General features: G+C 39.5%; 20 protein-coding genes. 7 read left to right on the top strand and 13 right to left on the bottom strand.

Annotated elements, in window-relative coordinates; genetic code table 11:
- Positions 1–841: 841 nt before the first annotated feature.
- The 4 genes from ACFQIC_RS07735 to ACFQIC_RS07720 form a co-directional block, all read right to left on the bottom strand.
- Positions 842–1,579, bottom strand: a complete 738-nt coding sequence (locus ACFQIC_RS07735; protein ID WP_204710886.1) for an amino acid ABC transporter ATP-binding protein — start codon at positions 1,577–1,579, stop codon at positions 842–844.
- A gap of 12 nt (positions 1,580–1,591) precedes the next feature.
- Entirely contained in the window at positions 1,592–2,296 is a 705-nt protein-coding gene (locus ACFQIC_RS07730) for an amino acid ABC transporter permease (RefSeq protein WP_204710960.1), read from the bottom strand.
- Complete coding sequence (locus tag ACFQIC_RS07725; protein ID WP_204710887.1) at positions 2,274–3,092, bottom strand: amino acid ABC transporter substrate-binding protein; 819 nt, start codon at positions 3,090–3,092, stop codon at positions 2,274–2,276. The genes ACFQIC_RS07730 and ACFQIC_RS07725 overlap by 23 nt, the downstream gene beginning before the upstream one ends.
- Before the next feature lie 178 nt (positions 3,093–3,270).
- Positions 3,271–4,647, bottom strand: a complete 1,377-nt coding sequence (locus tag ACFQIC_RS07720; protein ID WP_204710888.1) for a Glu/Leu/Phe/Val family dehydrogenase — start codon at positions 4,645–4,647, stop codon at positions 3,271–3,273.
- Positions 4,648–4,900: 253 nt separating this feature from the next.
- Between ACFQIC_RS07720 and ACFQIC_RS07715 the strand changes: the two genes are divergently transcribed.
- A complete protein-coding gene (locus ACFQIC_RS07715; protein WP_204710890.1) occupies positions 4,901–5,962 on the top strand; it encodes an NAD(P)/FAD-dependent oxidoreductase in 1,062 nt (353 codons plus the stop codon).
- A gap of 78 nt (positions 5,963–6,040) precedes the next feature.
- On the opposite strand, the gene ACFQIC_RS07710 is transcribed toward ACFQIC_RS07715, so the two are convergent.
- From ACFQIC_RS07710 to ACFQIC_RS07690, 5 genes are all read right to left on the bottom strand, one after another.
- Positions 6,041–8,041, bottom strand: coding sequence for a heavy metal translocating P-type ATPase (locus ACFQIC_RS07710; RefSeq protein ID WP_390217024.1), 2,001 nt, complete (start codon positions 8,039–8,041; stop codon positions 6,041–6,043).
- Positions 8,042–8,338: 297 nt separating this feature from the next.
- A complete protein-coding gene (locus ACFQIC_RS07705; RefSeq protein WP_204710894.1) occupies positions 8,339–9,280 on the bottom strand; it encodes a F510_1955 family glycosylhydrolase in 942 nt (313 codons plus the stop codon).
- 191 nt (positions 9,281–9,471) lie between these two features.
- Positions 9,472–10,425: an ATP-grasp domain-containing protein gene (locus ACFQIC_RS07700; protein WP_204710896.1), complete on the bottom strand. Its 954-nt coding sequence runs from the start codon at positions 10,423–10,425 to the stop codon at positions 9,472–9,474.
- Between the two features lie 1,136 nt (positions 10,426–11,561).
- On the bottom strand, positions 11,562–11,918 hold the full coding sequence (locus tag ACFQIC_RS07695; protein ID WP_204710898.1) for a DUF2512 family protein: 357 nt from the start codon (positions 11,916–11,918) through the stop codon (positions 11,562–11,564).
- Between the two features lie 87 nt (positions 11,919–12,005).
- Entirely contained in the window at positions 12,006–13,256 is a 1,251-nt protein-coding gene (locus ACFQIC_RS07690) for a cytochrome P450 (protein ID WP_204710899.1), read from the bottom strand.
- 192 nt (positions 13,257–13,448) lie between these two features.
- On the opposite strand from ACFQIC_RS07690, the gene ACFQIC_RS07685 reads away from it, so the two are divergent.
- On the top strand, positions 13,449–14,834 hold the full coding sequence (locus ACFQIC_RS07685; protein ID WP_204710901.1) for a DUF2254 domain-containing protein: 1,386 nt from the start codon (positions 13,449–13,451) through the stop codon (positions 14,832–14,834).
- 42 nt (positions 14,835–14,876) lie between these two features.
- Here the strand turns inward: ACFQIC_RS07685 and ACFQIC_RS07680 are convergent, their stop codons facing one another.
- Complete coding sequence (locus tag ACFQIC_RS07680) at positions 14,877–14,984, bottom strand: VOC family protein (protein ID WP_204710903.1); 108 nt, start codon at positions 14,982–14,984, stop codon at positions 14,877–14,879.
- 1,025 nt (positions 14,985–16,009) lie between these two features.
- Between ACFQIC_RS07680 and ACFQIC_RS07675 the strand changes: the two genes are divergently transcribed.
- The gene (locus tag ACFQIC_RS07675; protein ID WP_204710905.1) at positions 16,010–17,116 is read left to right on the top strand and encodes an oxidoreductase; all 1,107 of its coding nucleotides are present in this window, start codon (positions 16,010–16,012) and stop codon (positions 17,114–17,116) included.
- A 437-nt stretch (positions 17,117–17,553) separates the two neighbouring features.
- Here the strand turns inward: ACFQIC_RS07675 and ACFQIC_RS07670 are convergent, their stop codons facing one another.
- The gene (locus tag ACFQIC_RS07670) at positions 17,554–17,697 is read right to left on the bottom strand and encodes a hypothetical protein (RefSeq protein WP_204710907.1); all 144 of its coding nucleotides are present in this window, start codon (positions 17,695–17,697) and stop codon (positions 17,554–17,556) included.
- Between the two features lie 1,131 nt (positions 17,698–18,828).
- Here ACFQIC_RS07670 and ACFQIC_RS07665 point away from each other — a divergent pair.
- The 4 genes from ACFQIC_RS07665 (at position 18,829) to ACFQIC_RS07650 (ending at position 20,024) form a co-directional block, all read left to right on the top strand.
- Positions 18,829–19,017 carry a hypothetical protein gene (locus tag ACFQIC_RS07665; RefSeq protein WP_204710909.1) on the top strand — a complete coding sequence of 63 codons (189 nt, stop codon included), beginning with the start codon at positions 18,829–18,831 and terminating at the stop codon, positions 19,015–19,017.
- A gap of 122 nt (positions 19,018–19,139) precedes the next feature.
- A complete protein-coding gene (locus ACFQIC_RS07660) occupies positions 19,140–19,646 on the top strand; it encodes a sigma-70 family RNA polymerase sigma factor (protein WP_204710911.1) in 507 nt (168 codons plus the stop codon).
- A 2-nt stretch (positions 19,647–19,648) separates the two neighbouring features.
- On the top strand, positions 19,649–19,798 hold the full coding sequence (locus ACFQIC_RS07655; protein WP_204710912.1) for a YvrJ family protein: 150 nt from the start codon (positions 19,649–19,651) through the stop codon (positions 19,796–19,798).
- A complete protein-coding gene (locus tag ACFQIC_RS07650) occupies positions 19,791–20,024 on the top strand; it encodes a helix-turn-helix domain-containing protein (protein ID WP_204710913.1) in 234 nt (77 codons plus the stop codon). The genes ACFQIC_RS07655 and ACFQIC_RS07650 overlap by 8 nt, the downstream gene beginning before the upstream one ends.
- A gap of 108 nt (positions 20,025–20,132) precedes the next feature.
- On the opposite strand, the gene ACFQIC_RS07645 is transcribed toward ACFQIC_RS07650, so the two are convergent.
- Both ACFQIC_RS07645 and ACFQIC_RS07640 read right to left on the bottom strand, forming a co-directional pair.
- Complete coding sequence (locus tag ACFQIC_RS07645; protein ID WP_204710914.1) at positions 20,133–21,587, bottom strand: carbon starvation CstA family protein; 1,455 nt, start codon at positions 21,585–21,587, stop codon at positions 20,133–20,135.
- Between the two features lie 477 nt (positions 21,588–22,064).
- Complete coding sequence (locus ACFQIC_RS07640; protein WP_204710915.1) at positions 22,065–22,775, bottom strand: hypothetical protein; 711 nt, start codon at positions 22,773–22,775, stop codon at positions 22,065–22,067.
- Positions 22,776–24,101 lie beyond the last annotated feature (1,326 nt).

The following is a 24,101-nucleotide window of genomic DNA, read 5'->3' as shown; positions in this document are numbered from 1 at the left end:
CCTACCCTTGTAAAACCATTTCCAAATGTACATTACAGGTTAATTTGATGTCCTAAGTGGAACAATTCAATGGCAATAATTACACAGCCCCACGATTCTCACATATGAAGCTTCTGCTCACGTGAAGATGCTCCCGTTCTCCTCACAAAGCAAGAAGGTCCGGGAAATCGCAATGAACGAATCCCCCCCCCCCCCCGGCATAGGAGAATGTGTCTTACCTATGCTATAGAATAGAGCATCACCACCCCACACGATCCTCACGTATGAAGCTTCTGCTCACGTGAAGATGTTTCCGTTCTCCTCGCGAAAGCAAGAAGGTCCGGGAAATTGCGAGACTCCACCTTTAAAAGCGGACGCGCCTTGGTCAGCGGCGTATGGACTGGACTGAGCTGTCGGAGATAAAGGAAACACGAAGAACATCGTGATTCGATGTTGACTTATCGTACAGAAGCGAGGGAAGTCTCACTAGCCGCTAGGCGCTGGAGCTGGATAACGCCGATGTGATTGATGAACTAGATTTAGCCTTCGTCCTATAATACGTAAGAGCTGGGATGAACATGATCGGTGAGATCCCGCAAGGCGTAGCCTGAGGAAGCTCACCTCATGCCCACGGAAAGCGAGTGATTTCCCGGACCTTCAAACGCCATCCTTTGTAACGGAAACCACCGGAATGTCTCTAGGTTGAGTTTTCCACAATCTCGGGCTTTAGTTTAACAAGCAATTGAAAATACCGTTACAATTACGGTGCAATTAATTGTGCAAATGTAGGTACGATTTATAGTGTGATTTCGAGTTTTGCGATAGGTAGCGGAACCCGTTACCTAGGTAAGATGTCTTTTTATCATTGACTAATTAAACTTAAAAACCTTTTCGTTCTTTCTTCTTTAGGATTTTCAAATATATCTATCGGAGCACCACGTTCTACAATTTTTCCTTCATCCATAAAAATGACTTCATCAGCTACCTCTTTAGCAAACTTCATCTCATGAGTAACCACAACCATCGTTCTTCCTTCTTCTGCAAGGTCTTTCATAACTAGCAGCACTTCCCCTACCAATTCTGGATCAAGAGCAGACGTTGGCTCATCAAACAACATAACTTTCGGATTAATTGCCATCGCTCTGGCAATTCCTACCCGTTGTTGTTGACCACCAGAAAGTTGGTAAGGATAAACATTCAACTTTTCTTTCAAGCCTACATCACTTAGAAGTTGAGACGCGTTTTTCTTCGCCTCTGTTTTCTTTACTTTTTGTACTGTTACAGGACCTTCCATCACATTTTCCAAAGCAGTAAAATGAGGAAATAAATTATACGTTTGAAAAACCATGCCCGATTGCTTTCTAAAACTACTCACTTCTTTTTTGGTAACCTTTTTGGAAAAATCAATGGTTTGCTGATCGATCGTAACTGCTCCACTTTCTGGTTGTTCGAGTAGGTTCAAACAGCGAAGCAACGTAGTTTTCCCAGAACCTGAAGGGCCAATCACTACAATCACTTTCCCTTGTTCTACTTGTAAATTAATATCTCTTAGAACTATTAAGTCTCCAAACTTTTTTGTAATCTGATCCATTTTTATCATTAAGAATTCTCCTTACGTTTTCACATAACGATTTAAGCGATTTTCAATGCGTCCTTGAATGAGTGATAATACAAAGCAAATCGCCCAATAAATCGCTGCCGCTTCCACATAGACGAGGAGAGGTGTATACGTTGTTGCTACAATTTCTTGAGCTTTTCTAAACATTTCACTTACTAATATCGTAGAAGCCAAAGACGTTTCCTTTACCAAACCTATAAATGAATTGGAAAGTGGCGGAATAGATACTCTTGTTGCCTGAGGTAAAATGACACGCTTTAATGCTTGAAAACGGGACATCCCTATAGAAGAAGAAGCTTCCCACTGTCCTTTTTCAATAGAGAGAATCGAGGCTCGAATAATTTCAGATCCATAAGCCCCCGTATTCAGTGAAAACGCAATAATGGCACCTACAAAAGGCTCGAATTTCAGAGCTTCAATCCCTAGATTCCCAAGTCCAAAGAAAACAATAAATAGTTGCACAAGGAGTGGTGTCCCTCGAATAATTGACACATACACTCGGGCAATCCCTGAAAGAACTCTAGATCCAGAAATCCTGAATATAGCAGTAAATACAGCTAGTATAAGGCCTATAAAAAAAGAAATCAGTGTAAGTGGAATAGTGTAGGACAGAACTCCTTTCAACAAAGGAAGAAAAGAGTCCTGCAAAATGATAATTGTTTCAGGATCTAGAAAATTACTGAACAGATACATCTTCATTAAACCATTCATTTGAAATATCTTCGAGTGTACCGTCGTCTCTCATTTCTTGTAATGCTTTATCTACAGCTTCTACGAGTTCAGGATTATCTTGGCGAAACATCATAGCAGTTTCAGAAGCATCCTCCTTTTGATCAATAATTTCAACCTGGACGTTGTCCCCTTTTTGATTAAGGTAATCGAGAACAGATAGTCGATCATTGACTGTAGCATCGACACGATCATTATTTAACAATTGCATAGCTGGAGTAAAACCTTCCACACTTTCAATCTCAGCACCATATTCCTCTGCAATTTCAGCGTAATTACTCGTTAATGATTGGGCAGATAATGCTCCATCAAGATCTTCAAAACTCTTAATTTCTTCATTGTCCTTTCTTGCCACAAGAACTGCCGAAGTAAAAGTATAAGGCTCAGAAAAGCTATATTTTTCTTCCCGATCTGGCTTAATACCTACTTGGTTTGCAATCATATCAAAACGTTCACTGTTAAGGCCGGCAAACATAGAATCCCATTTTGTTTCTTCAAATTCAACTTCCACTCCTAAACGATCCCCTATTTCGCGGGCGACTTCCACATCATACCCTGTTAGTTCATCATTTTCGTCATGGAATGTATAAGGAGCATACGTTCCTTCCGTTCCAACTGTCAATACACCATCTTCTTGAATCTGCTCATATAAGTTTTGCTCAGAATCGGCAGAGCTATCATCCTCACCCTCCGATTCACCTGAACCACAGGCAACTAAAGCGAATAAAAATAATACCGAGAACATCCCAAGAGTGAATTTTTTCATAAAAAAACTCCTTTCTTTTAATCCCTATAATTTTTATCGGGATAATAATAGATCATACAATCTGAATGTCGTAATAGTCAACAGGATCACCTCAAGACATTGATTTCTTTCTTAGTATGTACAATTCAGATTAAATTAAAAAAACTGCAGCATCTCATAGGATGCTGCAGTCTCTCTTCTAATATAATTTACCTTGACGAAACAATACGGTAGAAAGCTTCATAACTGAATGAATATAGCAATTTTGTCTAAGCGGAAATGGATCACCGAAAAACTGTGGAAGAATGGTATCCATTGTTTTTTGCATTTTTTCAAACAAAAGATCGTAAATCTCTTCTTCTTTATAAAATTGCGTCTCTCTTCCTTGGATCCATTCAAGATACGAAACAATGACTCCCCCCGCATTAGCAAGAATATCAGGAATAATTAAAACTCCCTGGTCACTTAAATATTTATCAGCATCATCAGTAATTGGGGCATTGGCACCCTCTACAATGATGCTAGCTTTAATCTTTTTCATGTTATCTTCATGAATTTGATTTTCAAGTGCAGCCATAATCATTACATCAACATCCAACTCTAATAAGTCATCACGTTCTTCAATGGTCGCTTTTATGCCCTGACTAGAAAGAGTCCCCTCATCCACTGGAAGGTCGCCATTGTTTTCGTCTGCATATTTAACAAGTGCAGGAATATCTAATCCATCCGAATTATAAAGCATAACGTTATGGTCACTTACGGCAACCACCTGGTTTTGTAAGTAATTACACTGGAAAGCTTCCATTGCAGCTACTGCACCTAAATTTCCAAAACCTTGTACAGCAACTCTTAACTTACTATCTGATTTATTTAAAAGAGTCTTTGCAAAACGATTACTCTGAGCCTCCAGCCACTTTTTCTCATTCTCTAGAAAGTCATTCATCATATAACGAAACGTGAAATAAACACCTTTCCCCGTTGCATGTTTCCGGCCCAAAGAACCTCCATTGATAATACTTTTTCCGGTAAAACTTCCGCGATAGGGTTCGCCTGGATGTGTATTTTTATATTCTGCCATCATCCAATCCATCTCTCGCTCCCCTGTTCCAGCATCTGGAGCAGGGATATCTTTATCAGGACCTAATATGTCATTAAAATATTGAACATATTTTTTACAAATTAAATTTAATTCCTTCTCGCTATATTCTCTTGGATTTATTATGACGCCGCCTTTTCCACCACCAAATGGTAATTCATGAAGAGAATTCTTTAACGTCATCAGTCTCGCAAAGTTACTTACTTCTTCTTCATTGACAGTTTGGTGAAAACGAATACCACCCTTATAAGGACCTAATGTATCGTTATGTTGAACCCGAAAGGATGGGATCCTCTCAATCGTTCCATTTTCTAAAACAATTCTTAAAAACGACTTATGTATATGATTAGGTGTGGATAGTATAGCTACTAAAGACTTGAAAGCCTGTTCTCTAGTTTGTGCTTGTAAGTCTGGCAAAAAACCATCATCTTTAAGTAATGCCGTTAACGATTGTTCAATGACACTTTTATTTTCACTCATTATGGCTAACCTCCATTCGTCTTATCACTAAATTCCTACATGTAACACTTCCCTTTTCATAAGATTTCAAACTTATGACTGAAAACGTTGTTATATATTAAAAAGGAAAAAATTGAATTAACCTATACTTTTTCTAGTCTTATGACCTGTTTTTTGGTAATCTATTAGGTGAGTAACAGAAAGCGTTTTCCACGTATTCATTCATTTTTTTATAAATTAAAGAAGATTAAGACCTTTAAAGGCGGTGTTTTACATGAAACGATTAGTCATATTAGGAGGCGGCTACGGTGGTCTAAAAATATTACTGAATTTGATTGATCAAGGTTTACCGAAAGATGTACACATAACAGTAGTGGATCGAAATCCCTACCACTCATTAAAAACAGAATTCTATACAATTGCAGCTGGAACAGAAGCTGATAAAAATGTTCGCATGGAATTCCCAACACACGATCAAATTCAGTATGTGTTTACTGAAATTAATAAAATCGATGTAGACACAGAGACTGTGTTGATTAAAGATTCTAAAGAGGCTATACCTTACGATTATTTGATCCTTGGTCTTGGCTGTGAAGACAACTATCACGGTATTGATGGAGCGAATGAATATACAGAAAGTGTACAAACCTTCGAAAATGCTAGAAGTACATGGTATTCTATAGGTAATTTGCAAGCCTATGGAAAGGTAACAGTAGTCGGTGCAGGATTAAGCGGAATTGAAGTAGCTTCAGAAGTCAGAGAAAGTCGTCCTGATCTTAATATTCGCTTATTAGATCGCGGGGAAACTGTGCTGAAAGCCTTTGACAAAAAAATTCAAGACTATGTAGAAGAATGGTTTGCTAGCAACGATGTAGAAGTTCTTCACAATGCAAATGTTGGATATGTAGAAAAAGATGGGGTTTGCAATAACGGCATATGTTATCTCAATGACGTGACGATCTGGACAGCTGGGGTCCGTCCGAACTATTTAGTACGTGAATTACCTTTTGAAAAAGATGAACAAGAAAAAATCATTCTTAATGAATTTTATCAAGTTCCTTCACGTCAAAATGTATATGTTGTTGGAGACTGTGCATCTTCCAACCATTCTCCAAGTGCTCAACTCGCCGGAGAGCAAGGAGAACAAATTGCAGATATTCTCTCCGCACTATTAAAAGACAAAGAACCTAGTGCACCAAAAGAAATTAAATTAAAAGGTGCCCTCGGCTCACTCGGCAAATCCGATGGCTTTGGAAACATGTTGCAGCAGCCGGTAACCGGACGATTACCACGCCTTGCGAAGTCTGGGGTTCTCTGGTTAAATAAACGACACTAGTAAATCATGATATATAAACATCCGATAACTAAATAAACACCTCCGCTCTCCTAAAACTAGTGAGCGGAGGTGTTTATTTTATTCTGCTTTTAAAAACTTAGCATTTATCGCTACTACAACCGTACTTACACTCATAAGAATTGCACCTACGGCAGGACTTAGGATAATTCCTATAGGTGCTAAGACACCGGCCGCTAATGGGATTGCCACAATATTATAACCTGCGGCCCACCATAAGTTTTGCACCATTTTTCGGTACGTGTTTTTAGATAAAGTAATAACTGAGGCAATGTCTTTAGGATTACTTTTAACTAAAACAATATCAGCCGTTTCCACCGCAACATCAGTTCCGCTTCCAATTGCTATACCAACGTCTGCCGTTGCTAATGCAGGAGCATCATTTACTCCATCTCCTGTCATCGCAACTTTTCTTCCATTTTGCTGTACTTTTTTTACTTGATCAGACTTGTGATCAGGTAGAACTTCAGCATAAACTTCTTCAATATTTAATTGTTTAGCCACCCAATCGGCAACCTTCTGATTGTCACCTGTTAGCATAATTGAATGAATGCCTTGTTCTTTCAACTCTGCCACCGCTTCTTTTGCAGAATCACGGACCATATCAGCAAGAGCAATCATTCCGACTAACTGTTCGTCAACTAATGCAAACACAACAGTTTTTCCTTGTTCAGAAAGCTGATTAAATATTTCATTGTCATAAGAAATGTCATGTTCCTTCATATATCCAGGGCTGACAACCTTTATGCCTTTGTTAGAGACTTGACCCACAAGCCCTTTTCCTGTCATAGACTCGAACTGTTCAACCTGGTCTAATGAGATTTCTTGGTTACGTGCTTCTTCTAGAATTCCTTGAGCTAATGGGTGTTCAGAATTTTGTTCTAGACTCGCTGCCCAATAAATCACATCATTGTTGCTATAATTATCAGCAGGGACTACGTCTGTTACCCCAAACTCACCTTTAGTCAATGTCCCTGTTTTATCAAAAATAACCGCATCAAGATGCCTGGCATTCTCAAACTGAGTACGATTTCTAATCAGGAGCCCTTGTTTAGCTGAAAGGGCTGTGGATACTGCAACAACTAACGGCGCAGCAAGTCCTAAGGCGTGAGGACAAGTAATGACCATAACCGTAACCATACGCTCAACAGCGACATCCAAAGCGAACCCAAGAGCTAACCAAATAATAAAAGTAATAATACCTGAAGCAAGTGCCAAGTAAAATAACCATTTAGCCGCTCGGTTCGCCAAATCCTGAGCACGTGATTTAGAATTCTGGGCTTCTTTAACCAGTGTAATAACCTGAGAAAGATAAGTATCTTCCCCTGTTTTTTTCACTTGAACAGTCAAACTGCCTTCTTTATTGATTGAACCACCAATAACTTCTTCATTCTTTCTTTTTTCAACAGGGACGGATTCCCCTGTCAACATAGACTCATCAATAGCTGATTCACCTTCGACAATAACACCGTCTACAGGAATCTTTTCTCCCGGTTTCACAAGGATATGATCTTCATTGCTAAGTTGATCAACCTTTACATCTTCTGTTTCTCCATCCTCTTTAAGACGATGAGCCTCATTCGGCATTAGCTTCACAAGTTCCTGCAAAGCATTAGAAGCCCCCATGACTGATTTCATCTCAATCCAATGACCAAGAAGCATAATGTCGACTAGGGTTGCAAGTTCCCAGAAAAAGTTACGTCCCGGCCAACCAAATACAACGATACAACTATAACCATAAGCCACAGTTATCGCTAGGGCAATTAACATCATCATCCCTGGGTTTTTATTTTTTAATTCTGAAATGGCTCCAGTTAGAAAAGGCCAACCACCATAGAAAAACACAAAAGTAGAGAGTGAAAATAACACATACTGATCATACGGAAAATTGAATTCAAATCCTATAAACTCCTGAATCATAGATGACAGCAGTAAAATTGGCACAGTAAAGACTAAAGAGATGTAAAATCGTTTTTTAAAGTCGTCTACCATACTACTATGATCATGACCTTCGTGACCCTGGTGGTCTTCGTGGTTATGTTCATGGTGCTCATGTTCCATATGAATCCCTCCAAAAATCATGTATTATTTCATACCTCATAAGGGAATAAAATAAACGTCACACAACACTAAGAATTTTAGTTACCGACGAAAAAGAACGTCTTTCCCAGCTAATTGACAAGAAGATTGTGTCTATCTCTTGCCGTGAGCATAATACTTCGTGTATGTCTTCTCTACCTAATATGCTTACATCTTTCAAAAAAATTCATATCCTTCATTAGTGTTAATAGTATTTTCTATGTTTACAGTTTGAACTACCACGCCTAACTCATCACATCCAAGTTCCTTCGTTCACCTTTATTTAGCGGCGCCTTCCTCAAGAATTTGCGACCATGATTCACCAGAGTTTTGCGATATAAAACTATTTCCTTGCGCTGTATAAATCACCATTTCTTTTCCTTTCTTAGGTTGTCGGGCAGTATACATAATCGCATCTCCTGCTAGTGAAGGAATATTTATAGATTGTGTTTCTCTATTCTCCAAATCAAATGAATAGAAGGCCTGCTTTCCATCATAAAGACCGTATTGCAATTCCTCTTCTGTAAAAAATAACCCGCTTCCTTGTCCACTATCAGATATAACGGAAAAACTTTCTCCAGCGTCTTCACTCAAATAAACACCGCTGTCTGTAGCAATAGCTACAACTTCATCTTCTGTAGGATGTACTGCTATTTGAAAGGGGCTGCCCTTAATGTTGTCTCCTTGAAATGCTTCCCATGTTTCTCCATCATCTAGACTCTTGTAATATCCTTGATCCATTAAAGAGTTTTCTTGTTCATTTAATAAATAGATCGCATTATTTTGATAACCAACACCCATGACGTGAAAATCGCTTTCCCCTTCTACAGCTAAACTTTCTAACTCTTCGCCATCCTCTCCTAACTTTTGTAGCCCAAGCGGATTAGGATAGTCACTCTGTAAATTTGGATGACCCGATGTATAAAATCCTGAGTCTACTGCGTTAAACCCCATATAATCGTGACGATGGCCTTCAGTTTCTAACCATTCTTCATCTTGGTAGAGTTTTAATCCCGTATGTGAAGCAAAAGCAATTGTGTTACTATCAAAATATCCAAGACCGTGAACATGAGAAATCTCTTCCTCTATCTTTGAACCACTCTCCCAAAACTTTTCTTCCTCTTGAGAATCCTCTTGCGAAGTTTCAGGCTGAGAATCCTCCGAACTACATCCAACTACAAAAACAAGGCTTACCAATAAAGGTATATAAGCTTTTTTCATTTACCTTTTTCACTCCCCATATTTTTTCATCCTAATTTTATACATTACTTTTTCAGAGAAATTATGAAAAACCAAACCACCATCTCCGAAATACGCAATTGAATTCTAATGTTACTGAAGAATACACTCATGATCACCTAAATAAAAGGACTGAATGTGCTACCACTCAGTCCTTCACGTGTGTAATCAACCTAGAATTCACTCGCCTGCTTTTCTTTAAGCTTTCCACCTAAGTATTGCGCAAGACTCAACATTCCATAAACACCAGCCACAATCTCAGCATCGAAATTATAGTTTGTATTGGTATTGACATCATACGTATAAAAGTCACCATTTTTGTCCTGAATTGCCTCAATGGCAGCTACTTGAATGTTGTTTTCCTGTAAGAACTGCTCATACTTTTTAATTATCGGATTATAGTAACCTTCTAGAATTTGAAACTTTGCACCTTTCGCCACTTCAGGCATATCCGTTGAACCGCCCATATCGTTAATTTTACAAGCATCTGCAGGGCATAGTTCAAACCCTTCTGACGTATCGACTTTGACAGCGTATAAAAATTCCCCTCCAACAAACTCATGACGAATAATATAAGGCTCTGGTGCTTCAATATATTGCTGAATAAGTGTGATTCCATCAACAGGTTCATCAAATGACTCACCATAAACGTACTCATTTAGGGCTTCCATTGAATGGAATAGTTGAACTCCTTGGCCTTTGCCTGCACGATTATGCTTTGTAATAAAGGATTCACCCTCCATTTTTTTCGCCGCTTCCATAATATTGCCTTTACCTATTGAAGTAATTGTCTTTGGAGTTGCAACTCCCGCCTGATTTAATGCCATGTATTGATTTACTTTACTTACTTCAAGACGTAATGCCCGAGTCCCGTTAACTATTGTACGTCCATGCTTTTCAAGCCAAGATAGTACAGCTTCAGCATATTCCGGGGCAAATCGATGGTTTCTTGTATGCGAAGAAGCACTCATACGATTGTAAAAAACACCCTTTGGAGGTTCACTATTCAAGTCAATTATTCCTTCATCTAAATGCCAAAGTTCAAATGGCAACCCCAGCTCTTCCAATCTCATAGTTAAGTGATCCGTCCACTCATTATTTTCATGTAATATGTATATTTTACTCATGTGAAAGTCCCCTTTTATGATGATAAAATTCTTAAAGTGAGTATAACACATTAAACCCACTGATCTACTATGTTATAACTCACATACTTTTTTTGGTAAAATAAGTTAAAGAATGTTATTCAACTAACGAGGGATGATTGTTGAAGACTCGATTCTGAGATAATGGTATGGAGAATGGGGCGGTGGGGAAGGAGTCGCTTGCCGAATGCTTTCATCAGAATCGAAGCCGCTCTACCGACCCTGTTTACGTATTAAATATCTGTTATAATCCCAATTGAATCCTGATCCAGCCACAGTGACTATTGCCATCTTTTTGAGTCACTTAGATAAGTTGGTAAAAAACGGGTATGATCACCTATTTAAATAAAGCCCGCCTATTAACGGGCCTTGACATAAAGCCTCTGTGGTAATAATTTCAGCACATAAACAGTGAGGAGCTTACCTGGCGTGTACGCCTACCTCACCACCTCTCCTTGTAAAGATCGTTTCCAAATTTACATTACAGGTCAATCTAATGTCCTAAGCCGATCATTTCAATGGCAATATTCACACAGCACCCACGATTTTCATAAGAGGGTTCCGTTCTCTTCATAGTCATGGGGGATGGGAAACACCACATCTGATGCTTCCGTTTTCCTCACGAAAGCAAGAAGGTCCGGGAAATCGCGAGACTCCACCTTTAAAAGCGGGGGCGCCTTGGTCAGCGGCGTATGGACTGGACTGAGCTGTCGGAGATAAAGGAAACACGAAGAACATCGTGATGTTGACTTATCGTACAGAAGCGAGGGAAGTCTCACTAGCCGCTAGGCGCTGGAGCTGGATAACGCCGATGTGATTGATGAACTAGATTTAGCCTTCGTCCTTATAAAACGTAAGAGATGGGATGAACATGATCGGTGAGATCCCGAAAGGCGTAGCCTGAGGAAGCTCACCACATGCCCACGGAAAGCGAGTGATTTCCCGGACCTTCAAACGCCATCCTTTGCAACGGAAACCACCATAAACACACGTGAATATTGATTTAACATTGAAAAAAGAGCATCAAATTGTGGTACAATTCAACGCTCAATTTATATTACATTTTTAATGTTTGTACTCCAAAACTGAACAACTTTATTCATAACCTGATTCGCTTTTTAAGCTGGTGATTTTTTTGCCTTTTTACTCCCTAACAAATAACGATGCAAAAAGTACTCGCAAACTCCAATAACTGCAGAAGTCATAAGAGCTCCCGCAAAGGTTACCGATGCTCCATTAAACACACTGGATAATCCCCAAATAATAATAAATGCGGAAACAAAGTCCAAAAACACACTCGACCACAGATTTCCTTTTCGCAACCATCTATACTCCATTGGTACACCAACAGCTAATAATACTAAAGCCACTAGAATCGGCTGCCATATCGCTCCGTAATTGACATTGTTCGTAAAATACATCGCCAAAATTAAAACAATCGGCAATGTAACTATTTTAACCAAAACACTGGTCAATGAGGTCCCTTCTTTCTTGAACTGAATAGGAATTTATAGTTTTTAGTATTTCTAATCTATACAATTGTATTCAAATTCAAAAGGATCCTACTTCCTAACAATATTCTTAATGATAAAACCGCTTTCTGGTAAGGACGGCATCCTTGATAGACTATAACTAAAATCCTGTTTTAAAGGCACTTCATAATCAATATCATTTGTTAAAAAGTTAAGACTCGCTTTGATCGCTTCGATAGTAATCCACTCCCCTGGACAACGATGCCCTTTATAATGGTCCCCTCCACCTTGAGGAATCAAGTCAAATAAACCACCCTTCCAATTATAAAAACGTTCGGGTGAAAACTCTTGAGGATTATCCCACAGTCTTGGATCGTGATCGATTCCATGAATATCTATTAACACTAATCGGCCTGTTTTAAAATAATAACCGTTCCAAATGAAGTCCCTACGAACACGAGCCCCAAGAAAGGGGACAAATGGAAACAGGCGACGAATTTCTTGAGCAAACATTTCGATATACTCGTCTTCTGCTACCTTAACCTTAGCTTCTTGTTTCGGATCTTGATGAATAGCTAAAGCCCCAAAAGCGATATATGTAGAAACAGCAACAGTAGGTCGAATCACATTTAATATTTCCTCAGCAGCTATTTGGGTGTCTAGTGGCTGTCCATCTAAGTTGCGGTGATAAGCCATTTCATATATAGCGGTTCCTTGAGACGCTTCAATTTTTCCTTCACGAAGGTCTTCAATCAATTCCTTAATCCATTGTTCTGAAAGTTTTCTCGCCTTTCTTCCTTTCCAATGACGAGGTCCAACTGCTCCAAAAGAATCTACCATTAACCATAGCTGTTCCGCCCTTTTTTTAACTTCTTTCTCTCGTAACGGTATGCCAGACCATTGACAAGCCGCTCTGCATAACACTTCTTTTGCTTCTTCATGCAGTTCAACTGCTTTTTTCCGCCCCCATCCCTGCGCCTTTTTTTGCCATTGCTTGCGAGTAATGTCCCCAAGATCCTCTAGCCGCTCTGGAGTCATTAAGGACATAAACAATAGCTTACGATGTTGATGAGGGTCACCATCCATCCCCTGAATCGCGTTCTCGCCAAACAAAGATTTCTGAATCCGCTTTGGCAAGGCCCCCTTCCTCTTAAACTTCTCATTATCATAAAACAATCTGGCCCCTTCTTCTCCTGTTAAACAAATGATTTTTTTACCAAGTAAACGAGTCTGAAAAATATCAGAACCGAGTCGTTCAAACCGTTTTGGCAAGAACTGATATCCTTCACGTAACACATTCACACTCTGATCCAAACCTTTATCCTTTGGTATTTGCTTCACTTTTCATTGCTCTCCTTTTTACGAGAAATGGATTTTTTATTAATTTGCTTTTCAAAAGAAATATTACAAATTATTAAAAGTTAGGTTTTTTTAAATAAAAGATTACAGTTCCTTTAAATCTTACTTCTGCAAGGATAATACTTAAATACATGTGGTACTATTCTTTAGATACCAAAGTTAAGGAGGGACATCTTGATTAATAATTTGATTAATTTGATGCCATTACCTATGCGAAAATACTTTCAGATGTCAAGCAAACAACGAAAACATGAACTGCAGATGACATTATGGTCGATGCCTCTAATATATATAGCTGGATCTGCCCTGATTGTGATACTCACGATTGTATTGGACCTTCAATTAAACATATCCCGCTTTGTCCATCCTTGGCTTAGCGCTGGAGGCGAAGCTACTCAAACTTTGGTTAGTGCCTTGATTGGGGGAATATTAACACTGAGTGCGTTTACCTTAAACTCTTTATTAGTAGTATTAACAAATTTCAGTGATCAATTCTCACCAAGAATGATGTTTAATTTCATTGCAGATAAAACAACTCAGCACTTATTGGGGATTTTTCACGGGAGTTTCATATATGTATTATTCATTTTTCTATTCCTTACGAACAATGAAAATGAATATTATTCCGCAATCCCGGTTATATCAGTACTTTTGGCAGCTTTAACGATTATTACTTTTATCTTTTTTATCAACCATGCTTCAAGTTGGATGCAAGTGCACAACTTCACTTATTCAATGAAAAAAACCTCTAAAATAACGATCCAAGAATCATTGAAACATGAGGTAGAAGAACATCGCAGTTATGAGCCTGGAGATTTAATGAGATCCCAGCAAACTTCAAAAGAAATACTAACAATTAAAGAGTCTGGTTATATTCAAATGATTAATTTTAAAGAAATGGTTGAGGAAGCAAAGAAAGATAATATCATCATTCAATTCTATATTAAGGTCGGGGATTTCAGCTTAAAAAATAACCGCTTATTCTCCTATTGGGGGCCCGGCCAAAATAATGTGAATTCAGATAAATATCTCCACATGATTGAAATGGGTCATAAGAAGACGGAAATTCAAGATATGAAAATGGGCATTACAAAATTAAGTGAAGTGGCCGTTAAAGCAATTGGTAATTCAGATCCAGAAACGGCTCTGACAACCATCCATCATATAGCAGACTTACTATTATCTATTGAAGAGGAGATTTCTTTCACTCCTTATTTACAAGACGACGAAAAACAAACACGCATGATCCTGCAATCAGAAGATTTTGAGCACTATCTTCATAAAGGCTTTGGATATATCCGAAATTATGCCAAACACGATTACACTATGATTACGGAGTTAATTGTTGTCTTAAGTATGATGTCACAATCAATATCTGCTGATAAACTTAATATTCTATGGAACTTCGGAAGTAATACAACAGACCTAATAGCCAAAAACTTCATCTTTGATTTAGATAGACGATATTTTTTAGAAAAGTTATATGAACTAGCCATGTTTACTGGTCACGAAATAGACTACGTTGCAGCAGAAAAGAAACTTCAACAGACAAAACCTTAAAAAATCGGACGACCTTGAGCAAAGGCGTCCGATTTATAAACTTCAATTCTCTAACGGGACATTTAACTGCCATGAGACTCCAAATTTATCTTGAACCCAACCAAATTGCTTGCTCATTGGATTTGTGTGACCGCTTGAAAGAGTTGACACAGTTTTTGCTTAATAAAATACAACACTTTTTTCCCAGTTAATCGTCTTAACAATCATACAACCATTGTTACTCTTATCAATATCGATGCTCACGAAAAGGGTATACATACGAATAGTTATGCACATTGACGAAGTTGTGATTGTTGAGCTAACTTAGCAGGATTGTTGAAGACTCGATTCCGAGATGATTGTGTGGAGAAATCGTGCCGTTCTACCGTCCCTGTTCAAGCATGAGATATCTGATATAACGCCAATTAAAGCCTGATACAGATCAGGATTGAGCCATTAGATAAGTTAAAAGTCGGGTGTGATAGCGTGTTTATAGGAAGGGTAGGAGATTACCTGTTGTGTATGCCTACCCGTCCCCCATGCTCCGATGAAAAGCAACGGAACCACGATTCTTTTATTGAATAATCCGAAGCTTTAAGCGATAGGCAAGAAGGCACCTTCCAGCACAATTCTCACTTGTAAGGAATGCTTTTCACTTGAAGCACCACATCTGATGTTTCCGTTCTCCTCACGAAAGCAAGAAGGTCCGGGAAATTGCGAGACTCCAGTGGGATGAACATGATTGGTGAGATCCCGCAAGGCGTAGCCTGAGGAAGCTCACCACATGCCCACGGAAAGCGAGTGATTTCCCGGACCTTCTAACGCCATCCTTTGTAACGGAAACCACCGTATAAATCAGGACAATGATTAACTAATGTTTTGTTATTAGAGGCTGCAATTTACTATAAAATGGGGATGATGTTTCATTTTAAATGACGGTCACAATTTGACTTTAATGGCATTAATACGAATCCTCCCTCTTATAAATCCCTAAACACACTTGGTTGATTTCATCAAAAAGCAGCGAAACTCTCCTAATAAAAAGTACATCTGAATGGCTTTATGATTATTAAGAATTTAGTATAACGGGTATTGTAACAAAGTAGGGATTTTAAAGATAAGCACTTATCTTGAATTTGAGATAAGTGACTTTTATGCTATCAAATAGAAAACGTTCTAAGGAGGACTGTACATTTATGAATTATAATCATTTATTTTCTAAACTGACATTAAACAATAAAACATTAGACAATCGTTTTGTTGTTGCACCAATGACCCGGATTAGTGGGGAAGACGACGGAAGAGCTAACGTCACCATGAAAAAATATTATGAGCGTTACGCAAAAGGCGGATTCAGTGCTGTAATTTCTGAAGGAATCTTCCCTGACGATAAATATAGCCAGGGATATTACAATCAACCTGGTCTCGCTAACGGTAGTCATACCGAATCATGGAAGCCAGTTGTTGAAGCTGTTAAAGACCAGGGATCGATTTTCATTGCACAGCTTATGCACGCAGGTGGTCAAAGTCAAGGAAATGCATATACAGATGACACCATTGCCCCTTCCGCTGTGGCACCTAAAGGTAATCAGCTAGAATTTTACGGAGGAAAAGGCCCGTTCCAAACACCAAAAGCAATGAGTGATCAAGATATTGAAGACGCAAAAGACGCATTTGTACAAAGTGCTTTACGCGCACAGGAAGCTGGGTTTGATGGTGCGGAACTTCATGGCGCCAACGGTTATTTGCTTGATCAATTCCTGACAGACTACTTGAACCAACGTGAAGATCAATATGGTGGATCTGTTGACAATCGTCTGCTGTTGTTTGTTGAAGTAATCGAACAAGTTCGTGATGCTGTAGGTGATCACTTCATTCTAGGCATCCGTATTTCTCAAGGTAAAGTTGCGGATGGGGAACACAAGTGGGCCGACGGTGAAAAAGAAGCAGAGCAAATTTTCACGAAATTGGGGGCTGCCTCACTCGATTATATTCACGTCACGGATGCTAACGCTACGGATTCTTCTTTTGGAGAAGGAACACGCACAATGGCCCGTGCAGCTAAAGAATTCAGCATGCTTCCAGTCATCGCAAACGGGAAGCTAGGCGATGCTGAGAAAGCGGAGCAATTCCTAGAAAGTGATCAAGCAGACCTCGTATCTCTTGGTACAAGTGCATTAGCAAACCCCGACTTTCCTAACAAAGCGAAAGTTGGTATGAAAATGGAAGAGTTTGATTTTGAAAAAACGTTGCTGCCTCAAGCTCAAGTGAAGGAGCATGAGATTGAGAAAGAATTAGTTTAATAATCTTGAACTATAACCCTGATCCTTGGGGTAAGAAGTTCAGTTTTGAGGTAAACAATGTATATGTAAATGGAGCATTGAATTGCAGACCAATTCAATGCTCCATTTCTTTTGTACACAAGAAAAGAGCAAATTCCTACTCGACAAATACTCTTGCTTATTCCAAAAAAGCAACCACTGCAGATTAAGTATTCCACTAGACTAATTAGCAGACCAAATCGAGTAAATCGAAACCAATATAACACGTTGAACGAGCGGTTTAGTTGAATAAAGAGTCTTTAAAAAGGATGGCTCCTAAAGACAGAGGAATGGGGTCGGGGAAACGAACTGTTTTCCCGCGATCCCAAACACCACTACAAATATTTTCTTCTCCAAGTTAAAGAGTATCCAGGAATAAGATCACGGACTAACCTACTATACAGCCACGCTTCCTCCTTCTATTTAAACAGCTTTTTCAACATTTTCCCCGTTGCTTTACCAGCCACTCTTCGACCCACACGTTTCCCTACTTTACCTTTTCTGACGGCACTTGCATCGTTCCAAATTCGCAGCATTTTATATATTGAAGATTTAAGGCTCATAGACACTCACCCCTCCTCATTTAATCATTAGAATCGATAACTCTTATATCAATATCGATGCTCACGAAAAGTGTATACATACTACTAGTTATGCACATTGACGAAGTTGTGCTTGTTGCGCTAACTTAGCAGGATTGTTGAAGACTCGATTCCGAGATAATTGTGTGGAGAAAGGGGCGGTGGGGAAGGAGTCGCTTTCCGTGGGCGTGCGCTGAGCCTCCTCAGGCTAACGCCTTCCGGGGTCTCATCTAACCCGCGTATCCCACAGGAGATTCCACCTTCCCCACCGCCCCTTGCCGTATGTTTCTATCGAAATCGTGCCGTTCTACCGTCCCTGTTAAAGCATGAGATATCTGATATAACGCCAATTGAAGCCTGATACAGATCAGGGGATATGGCCATCACAGATTGAGCCATTAGATAAGTTAAAAGTCGGGTGTGATAGCGTGTTTATATGAAGGGTAGGAGATTATTACCTGTTGTGTATGCCAACCCATCCCCCATGCTCCGATGAAAAGCAATGGAATCGCCATTCTTTTATTGAATAACCGGGCGCTTTAAGCGATGGTACAAATCACCCTCCAACACAATTCTCACTCATAAGGAGTGCTTTTCATTTGAAGCACCACATCTGATACTTCCGTTCTCCTTACGAAAGCAAGAAGGTCCGGGAAATCGCAAGACTCCTGTGGGATGAACATGATCGGTGAATCCCGCAAGGCGTAGCCTGAGGAAGCTCACCACATGCCCACGGAAAGCGAGTGATTTCCCGGACCTTCTAACGCCATCCTTTGAACGGAAACCACCGTATAAATCAGGACAATGATTAACAAATGTTTTGTTATTAGAGGCTGCAATTCACTATAAAATGGGGATAATAATTTCCAGTAAAGTGTGTCAGTTATTTTAGCAGAAACTGTTTCATTTTAAAGACGGTCACACTTATTTACACCTTTTAGACATTGATAATTAAAATACCTGCTTTCCGATCAAATAAACTTAGATTGGTTGTTTCTTAGATAACTTGATTTAGTGTTTTGGCAGTGAATCTATACAAACACTAACATTTGAGTTACATTATTGTAAGGTAACGAGTATAGAGAAGAAAGTGCTTTTCAAAGGAGATTTTCGATGAAAAAGTGGCAAGTATACGTCTACCCTGTATTAACAGGCGTATTGAGTGTTTTATTATATTATTTCTTAAGGTCGGCCCGCGATGCTCCTTTTGAATGGCCGATTCCGATTGCTCTATTCATCGGCTTAACAGGAGCACAGTTTATCCTCTATAGAAGAGCATATCGACGTCAACACAATCAATAAGCTATTCCCCCCTTCCTGTTCGATAGGGAGGGATTTTTTCGTTAAAAACACGAACACTAGTTCGATTGTAGGTTGTGATTTTTTATTGTAAACCCTTATTCTTTAGTAAGGAGGGTTGGAAAATGACTAAACAAATACAAAAACCGCTCTACTCTTTTTTACAGAACCCCATGCACCAACATGCAGTTCAAACAGCGATCCAATCGCCTTCGCTAAGAAATCAAAGTTATGTGAATCAGCTTTTCTATCAATATCAAATAGAAGCGCGTTTCGTGAGTTATGTAAATACCACGCTATGGCGAGCTGCTAAGGATTTTCATAAGAAACGTCGTAATTGGACAGGACAACATATGTGGGAAATTGAAACAATAGCAATTACAGATCATAGTGCAGATATCGTTACACGGTTAACCAAAACCAACTTGCTCGCCTCTTTAGAAAATCCAGAATTACATCAAGCTCTCCAACAGTTATCAGAGCGACAGCAGATGATTTTATATGAATATGCTGTTGAATTATCCACATTTAAAGAGATTGCGGAAAAGCTTGATGTGTCCCAGCAGTCGGTGTCTAAAGTGTATCAGCGCGTTGTCATACGCTTAAGACATGCACTAAAAGGAGGTGAATAACCATGGGATTGGATCTATGGGTCTCAGCTGTAGAAAGCTTTGGATTTCCGGTTGTCATAGCCTCATTCATTTTGTATAGATTAGATAAAAGCATCCGACAATTGGAGAATGTCGTTGAGGAGCTGATTAAGGAGGTGAATAATAATGAGTGATAAACTTTATAAAGACTTGCTTCTCGCCAAACAAGGGGATGAAACAGCTATCGAAAATGTGCTCAGTCGCTTTGAGCCTAAAATAAAAAAGCTAAGCTCGACTTTACCTTCTAGCGAGCGAGCAGACTTGGAGCAGGAATTAAGAATTCAACTAGTTCGGTCGGTAGATAAGTTTAATATAGAGAAGTTAGTTTCGTTTTGGAGTTATTACGAAAATAACGGATAGTGAGCTCCCCTTACGACTAAGGGTAGCTTTTTCTTTTATACACCAAAAATCACTATACTCATGCCATAAAAAAGTCTGCCTCACAGAGAGACAGACTTCTAACACAATTCAGCTGGCTTCCGATACGACATTCGGATTTTTATGCTTAACAGATTTATACTTCACTAATTGGGCAATGAACCAGCCAAGAACAGCTAGCCAAATTACAGCACCAAGGATCATTGATAAGCTATATGGCAAACTGAATCCTTCGGGCGCATAGAAGATATAAGTACTGACAACGGCAGTCATAAACAATGCAGGTATACTACAGATCCAGTGAAATTTCTGATTTTGTAGTAGGTAGATTGCTCCTGTCCATAGCATCACCGTTGCAACCACTTGGTTTGACCAACCTACATATCTCCATAAAAAGGTATAATCAATCGTTGATAGATAAAAAGTTGGTGCAGCAACAACGAGCACAAGCAGTAAATTCTTAATTTTACTAGTTGCTTCTTGATTACCTGTATCTTTCTTTTTCAAAAATTCACTAAGCATCATGCGAGATGATCGTAAGGCAGTATCACCTGTTGTGATAGGTAAAATAATCACCCCAAGAATTGCTAAAATGCCACCGAATGTTCCAAGCGTTGTAGAACTAATCTCATTTACGACACCTGCAGGTCCACCTGCATCTAGGGCAGCTTGCAGCCCACCAGTGCTTCCGAAAAAGGTCATACCTGCTGCTGCCCAAATTAAAGCAATAATTCCCTCAGCAATCATCGCTCCATAAAACACTTTTCTTCCTTCACTTTCCTTTTTAAGGGTACGGGCAAGGATAGGACTTTGAGTACTATGGAAACCTGAAATGGCACCACATGAGATGGTTACCATAAGAAGTGGCCACATCGGCAGTTCTCCTGGATGTAAATTGCTTACCGTCAAGTTTGGTACTGGATTGTCAAAGAAAAATAGTCCAATTCCAATTGAGACAGCCATAAAGATAAGTACAGCACCAAGGATCGGGTAAATTCTCCCGATTATCTTATGAACAGGTAGTAACGTAGCAATTAAGAAATAAGCAAATATGATAACGAGAGCTGTAATGAAATTTAATGGAGTAACTTGCGCCATCAGTTCAGCAGGACCTGCTGTGAACGCAGCGGCTACGAGCACCATAAGAGCAATGGATAATAAATTTACTAATGTTTGTACATTTCTTCCAAGATACTTCCCTACAATTGTTGGGTACTGAGCCCCTTTATGTCGAACGGACATCATGCCGCTGAAATAATCATGAACTGCGCCACCAAAAATACAGCCAATGACGATCCAGATAAAAGCAATAGGACCGTACATCGCTCCCAATATTGCACCAAAAATCGGACCAAGCCCAGCGATATTTAATAGTTGAATCAGGCTCGCTCTCCACCAACTCATTGGCATAAAATCAAAGCCATCGTTGTGTGTATAGGCAGGTGTTTTATTTTCGTCATTAATACCGAAAATTCGCTCGACCACCTTTGCATATAGAACGTAACCTAAGATTAGAAATAAGATAGATGCGACAAATGTAAGCATCGCTGAGCCTCCTCTCAAAAATGAATGTAAGAAGTATTCTATAACGCTTATCTCACAATAACAACCTTTATTCTGAAAATTATATATTTTTTCTTTTTTCTCTATATTTTGAAGCGTTTTCACTGTTACATCAGGGTTTATATGGGAAAAATGGACAATGTAACGTGAACACATTGAAAACCAAAAGACATTTTCCGCCAAAAAAAATAGCGAGACTCTTAAAAGAGTCTCGCCTTGTTATGTAACCTGCCACCCCATAAAGAATGGTTAAGTTCCCGCAGTCGTTGTGCGATGAGGTGGCATTAGTTAAAAGATAGCATAATGGACAAGGAAAGAGCAAGTTATTCTAGATTTTTTTCTATTCGCGGAATAATATCATTCTCAACTTTGTGTGGTACCAGGTACCACACAATTAAAAACACCAGTAATAACAAGGATTATAAATGCACTTATTCCTAAGAAAAACCTTTTCTTCATCTACTCATCCTCCTCTAAAAACGACTGATCTGTGCGAAAATAAATTTGTTTGTCATTAGAAGTAATGAGCAAACCCTTCCCATCATTCTCCACATAAATAATCGAGATAAGACTGCTGCCAAATTGAGGTTCCGTCCCTTTCAGTACATAAGGGAATCGCTCAGCACGATCGTTTATATTCGATGATTCATACCAATTCATACTTTCTACAGGCTCTTCTCGTAAATCTTGTAAAGCATCATCAAATTTTTCTGAATTAAGTGAAGCTTTAGGAGCTGAATCATGAGTTCGATCAACAGACGCTACATCTGCATCTGCTATATACGTATTCGGATCACCCTTTTCATAAATTGCATCATATAAAAGTGGTGTTAACAAACTTACAATTAAAAAGATATAGTTAATCCCAAACCCTAACCATGCGTAACGCTTATATAATTCCCAACGCTCTAGACTTCTTTTTTTGAAAATTAACCAGAGGAGGCCTACTCCTAAGGGAAGAATCGCCAAGCTGATCTCGTTACTTTGATAAGGTAACGTTATAGAAAATGAAAAAAGTCCGACTAAGGTAACGAGCAGTGCTTTTCCTCGCGATGGTTTTTGAGACTGTTTTTTATATGTAATTGTAATAAGCAGGATAATGACAGCATAAGAAACTATCTGCATGATAATAATGGGAAGATTCCATGTGAAATCATAATTTATGTCCATTTAGTTTGTAACTCCTCTCAACAAATTCTTTCTATATTTTAGCAAAGATGAAGGAGTTTGTGGGCTGATCGCTAAATCATAAAGAATCATTAATTGTACGGTACCAGGTACCACACAATTACAAGCTTATTCCGTTATACGGCAGGATAGTTGAAGACTCAATTACGAGAGGGTTCGTTACCGTATATGGGATAGGGGTGGCTTTGAAACAACTTACTTTCCTGCGGGGACCTGGCAAGCCTCCTCGGTCGTTGTCACTCCCTGTGGGGTCTTGCCTAACTCCTTCTCCCGCGGGAGTCTCATTGTTTCAAAGCCACCCCATTCGACATGGAAATGAACGAACCCCCGGTATAGGAGAATGCGTCTTACCTATGCTATAGAATAAAACAAAGCCTCACCCAACACGATTCTCACGCATGAGGCTTTCTGTTCACGTGAAGTAGCTTATCTAATGCATCCGTTCTCCTTACGAAAGCAAGAAGGTCCGGGAAATTATGAGACTCCACCTTTAAAAGCGGAGGCGCCTTGGTCAGCGGCGTATGGACTGGACTGAGCTGTCGGAGATAAAGGAAACACGAAGAACATCGTGATTCGATGTTGACTTATCGTACAGAAGCGAGGGAAGTCTCACTAGCCGCTAGGCGCTGGAGCTGGATAACGCCGATGTGATTGATGAACTAGATGTAGCCTTCGTCCTTATAAAACGTAAGAGCTGGGATGAACATGATCGGTGAGATCCCGCAAGGCGTAGCCTGAGGAAGCTCACCACATGCCCACGGAAAGCGAGTGATTTTCCGGACCTTCAAACGCCATCCTTGAAAACGAAAACCGCCGGAATGTCTCGAAGTTAAGTCTTCCACATAAGGGCAGAAATGGATCATTTCAATGGCAATATTCACACAGCGCCCCGATTTTCACGTATGAGGTTTCTGCTCACGTGAAGATGTTTCCGTTCTCCTCACGAAGGCAAGAAGGTCCGGGAAATTGCGAGACTCCTGTGGGATGAACATGATCGGTGGGATCCCGCAAGGCGTAGCCTGAGGAAGCTCACCACATGCCCACGGAAAGCGAGTGATTTTCCGGACCTTCAAACGCCATCCTTGGTAACGGAAACCACCGGAATGTCTTCGAAGTTGAGTCTTCCACAATCTGAGGCTTAATCTTGTGTGGTACCAGGTACTACACAAAGGTACTACACAATTATGTTTCGCGGACAAAATAATCAACCCACACCCCCACCTCTCACCAGACAAATTTATACAGAAACACCCCATAAAATACCAATTTACCGCCCTTCTATTCACAAAGTTCACAAATTTGTTCAAA

This window comes from Halobacillus seohaensis (genome assembly GCF_042663045.1).
Lineage (GTDB): Bacteria > Bacillota > Bacilli > Bacillales > Halobacillaceae > Halobacillus_A > Halobacillus_A seohaensis.
Note: the sequence above shows the minus strand (reverse complement) of the source record. Positions and strands in the feature narration are given on the sequence as shown.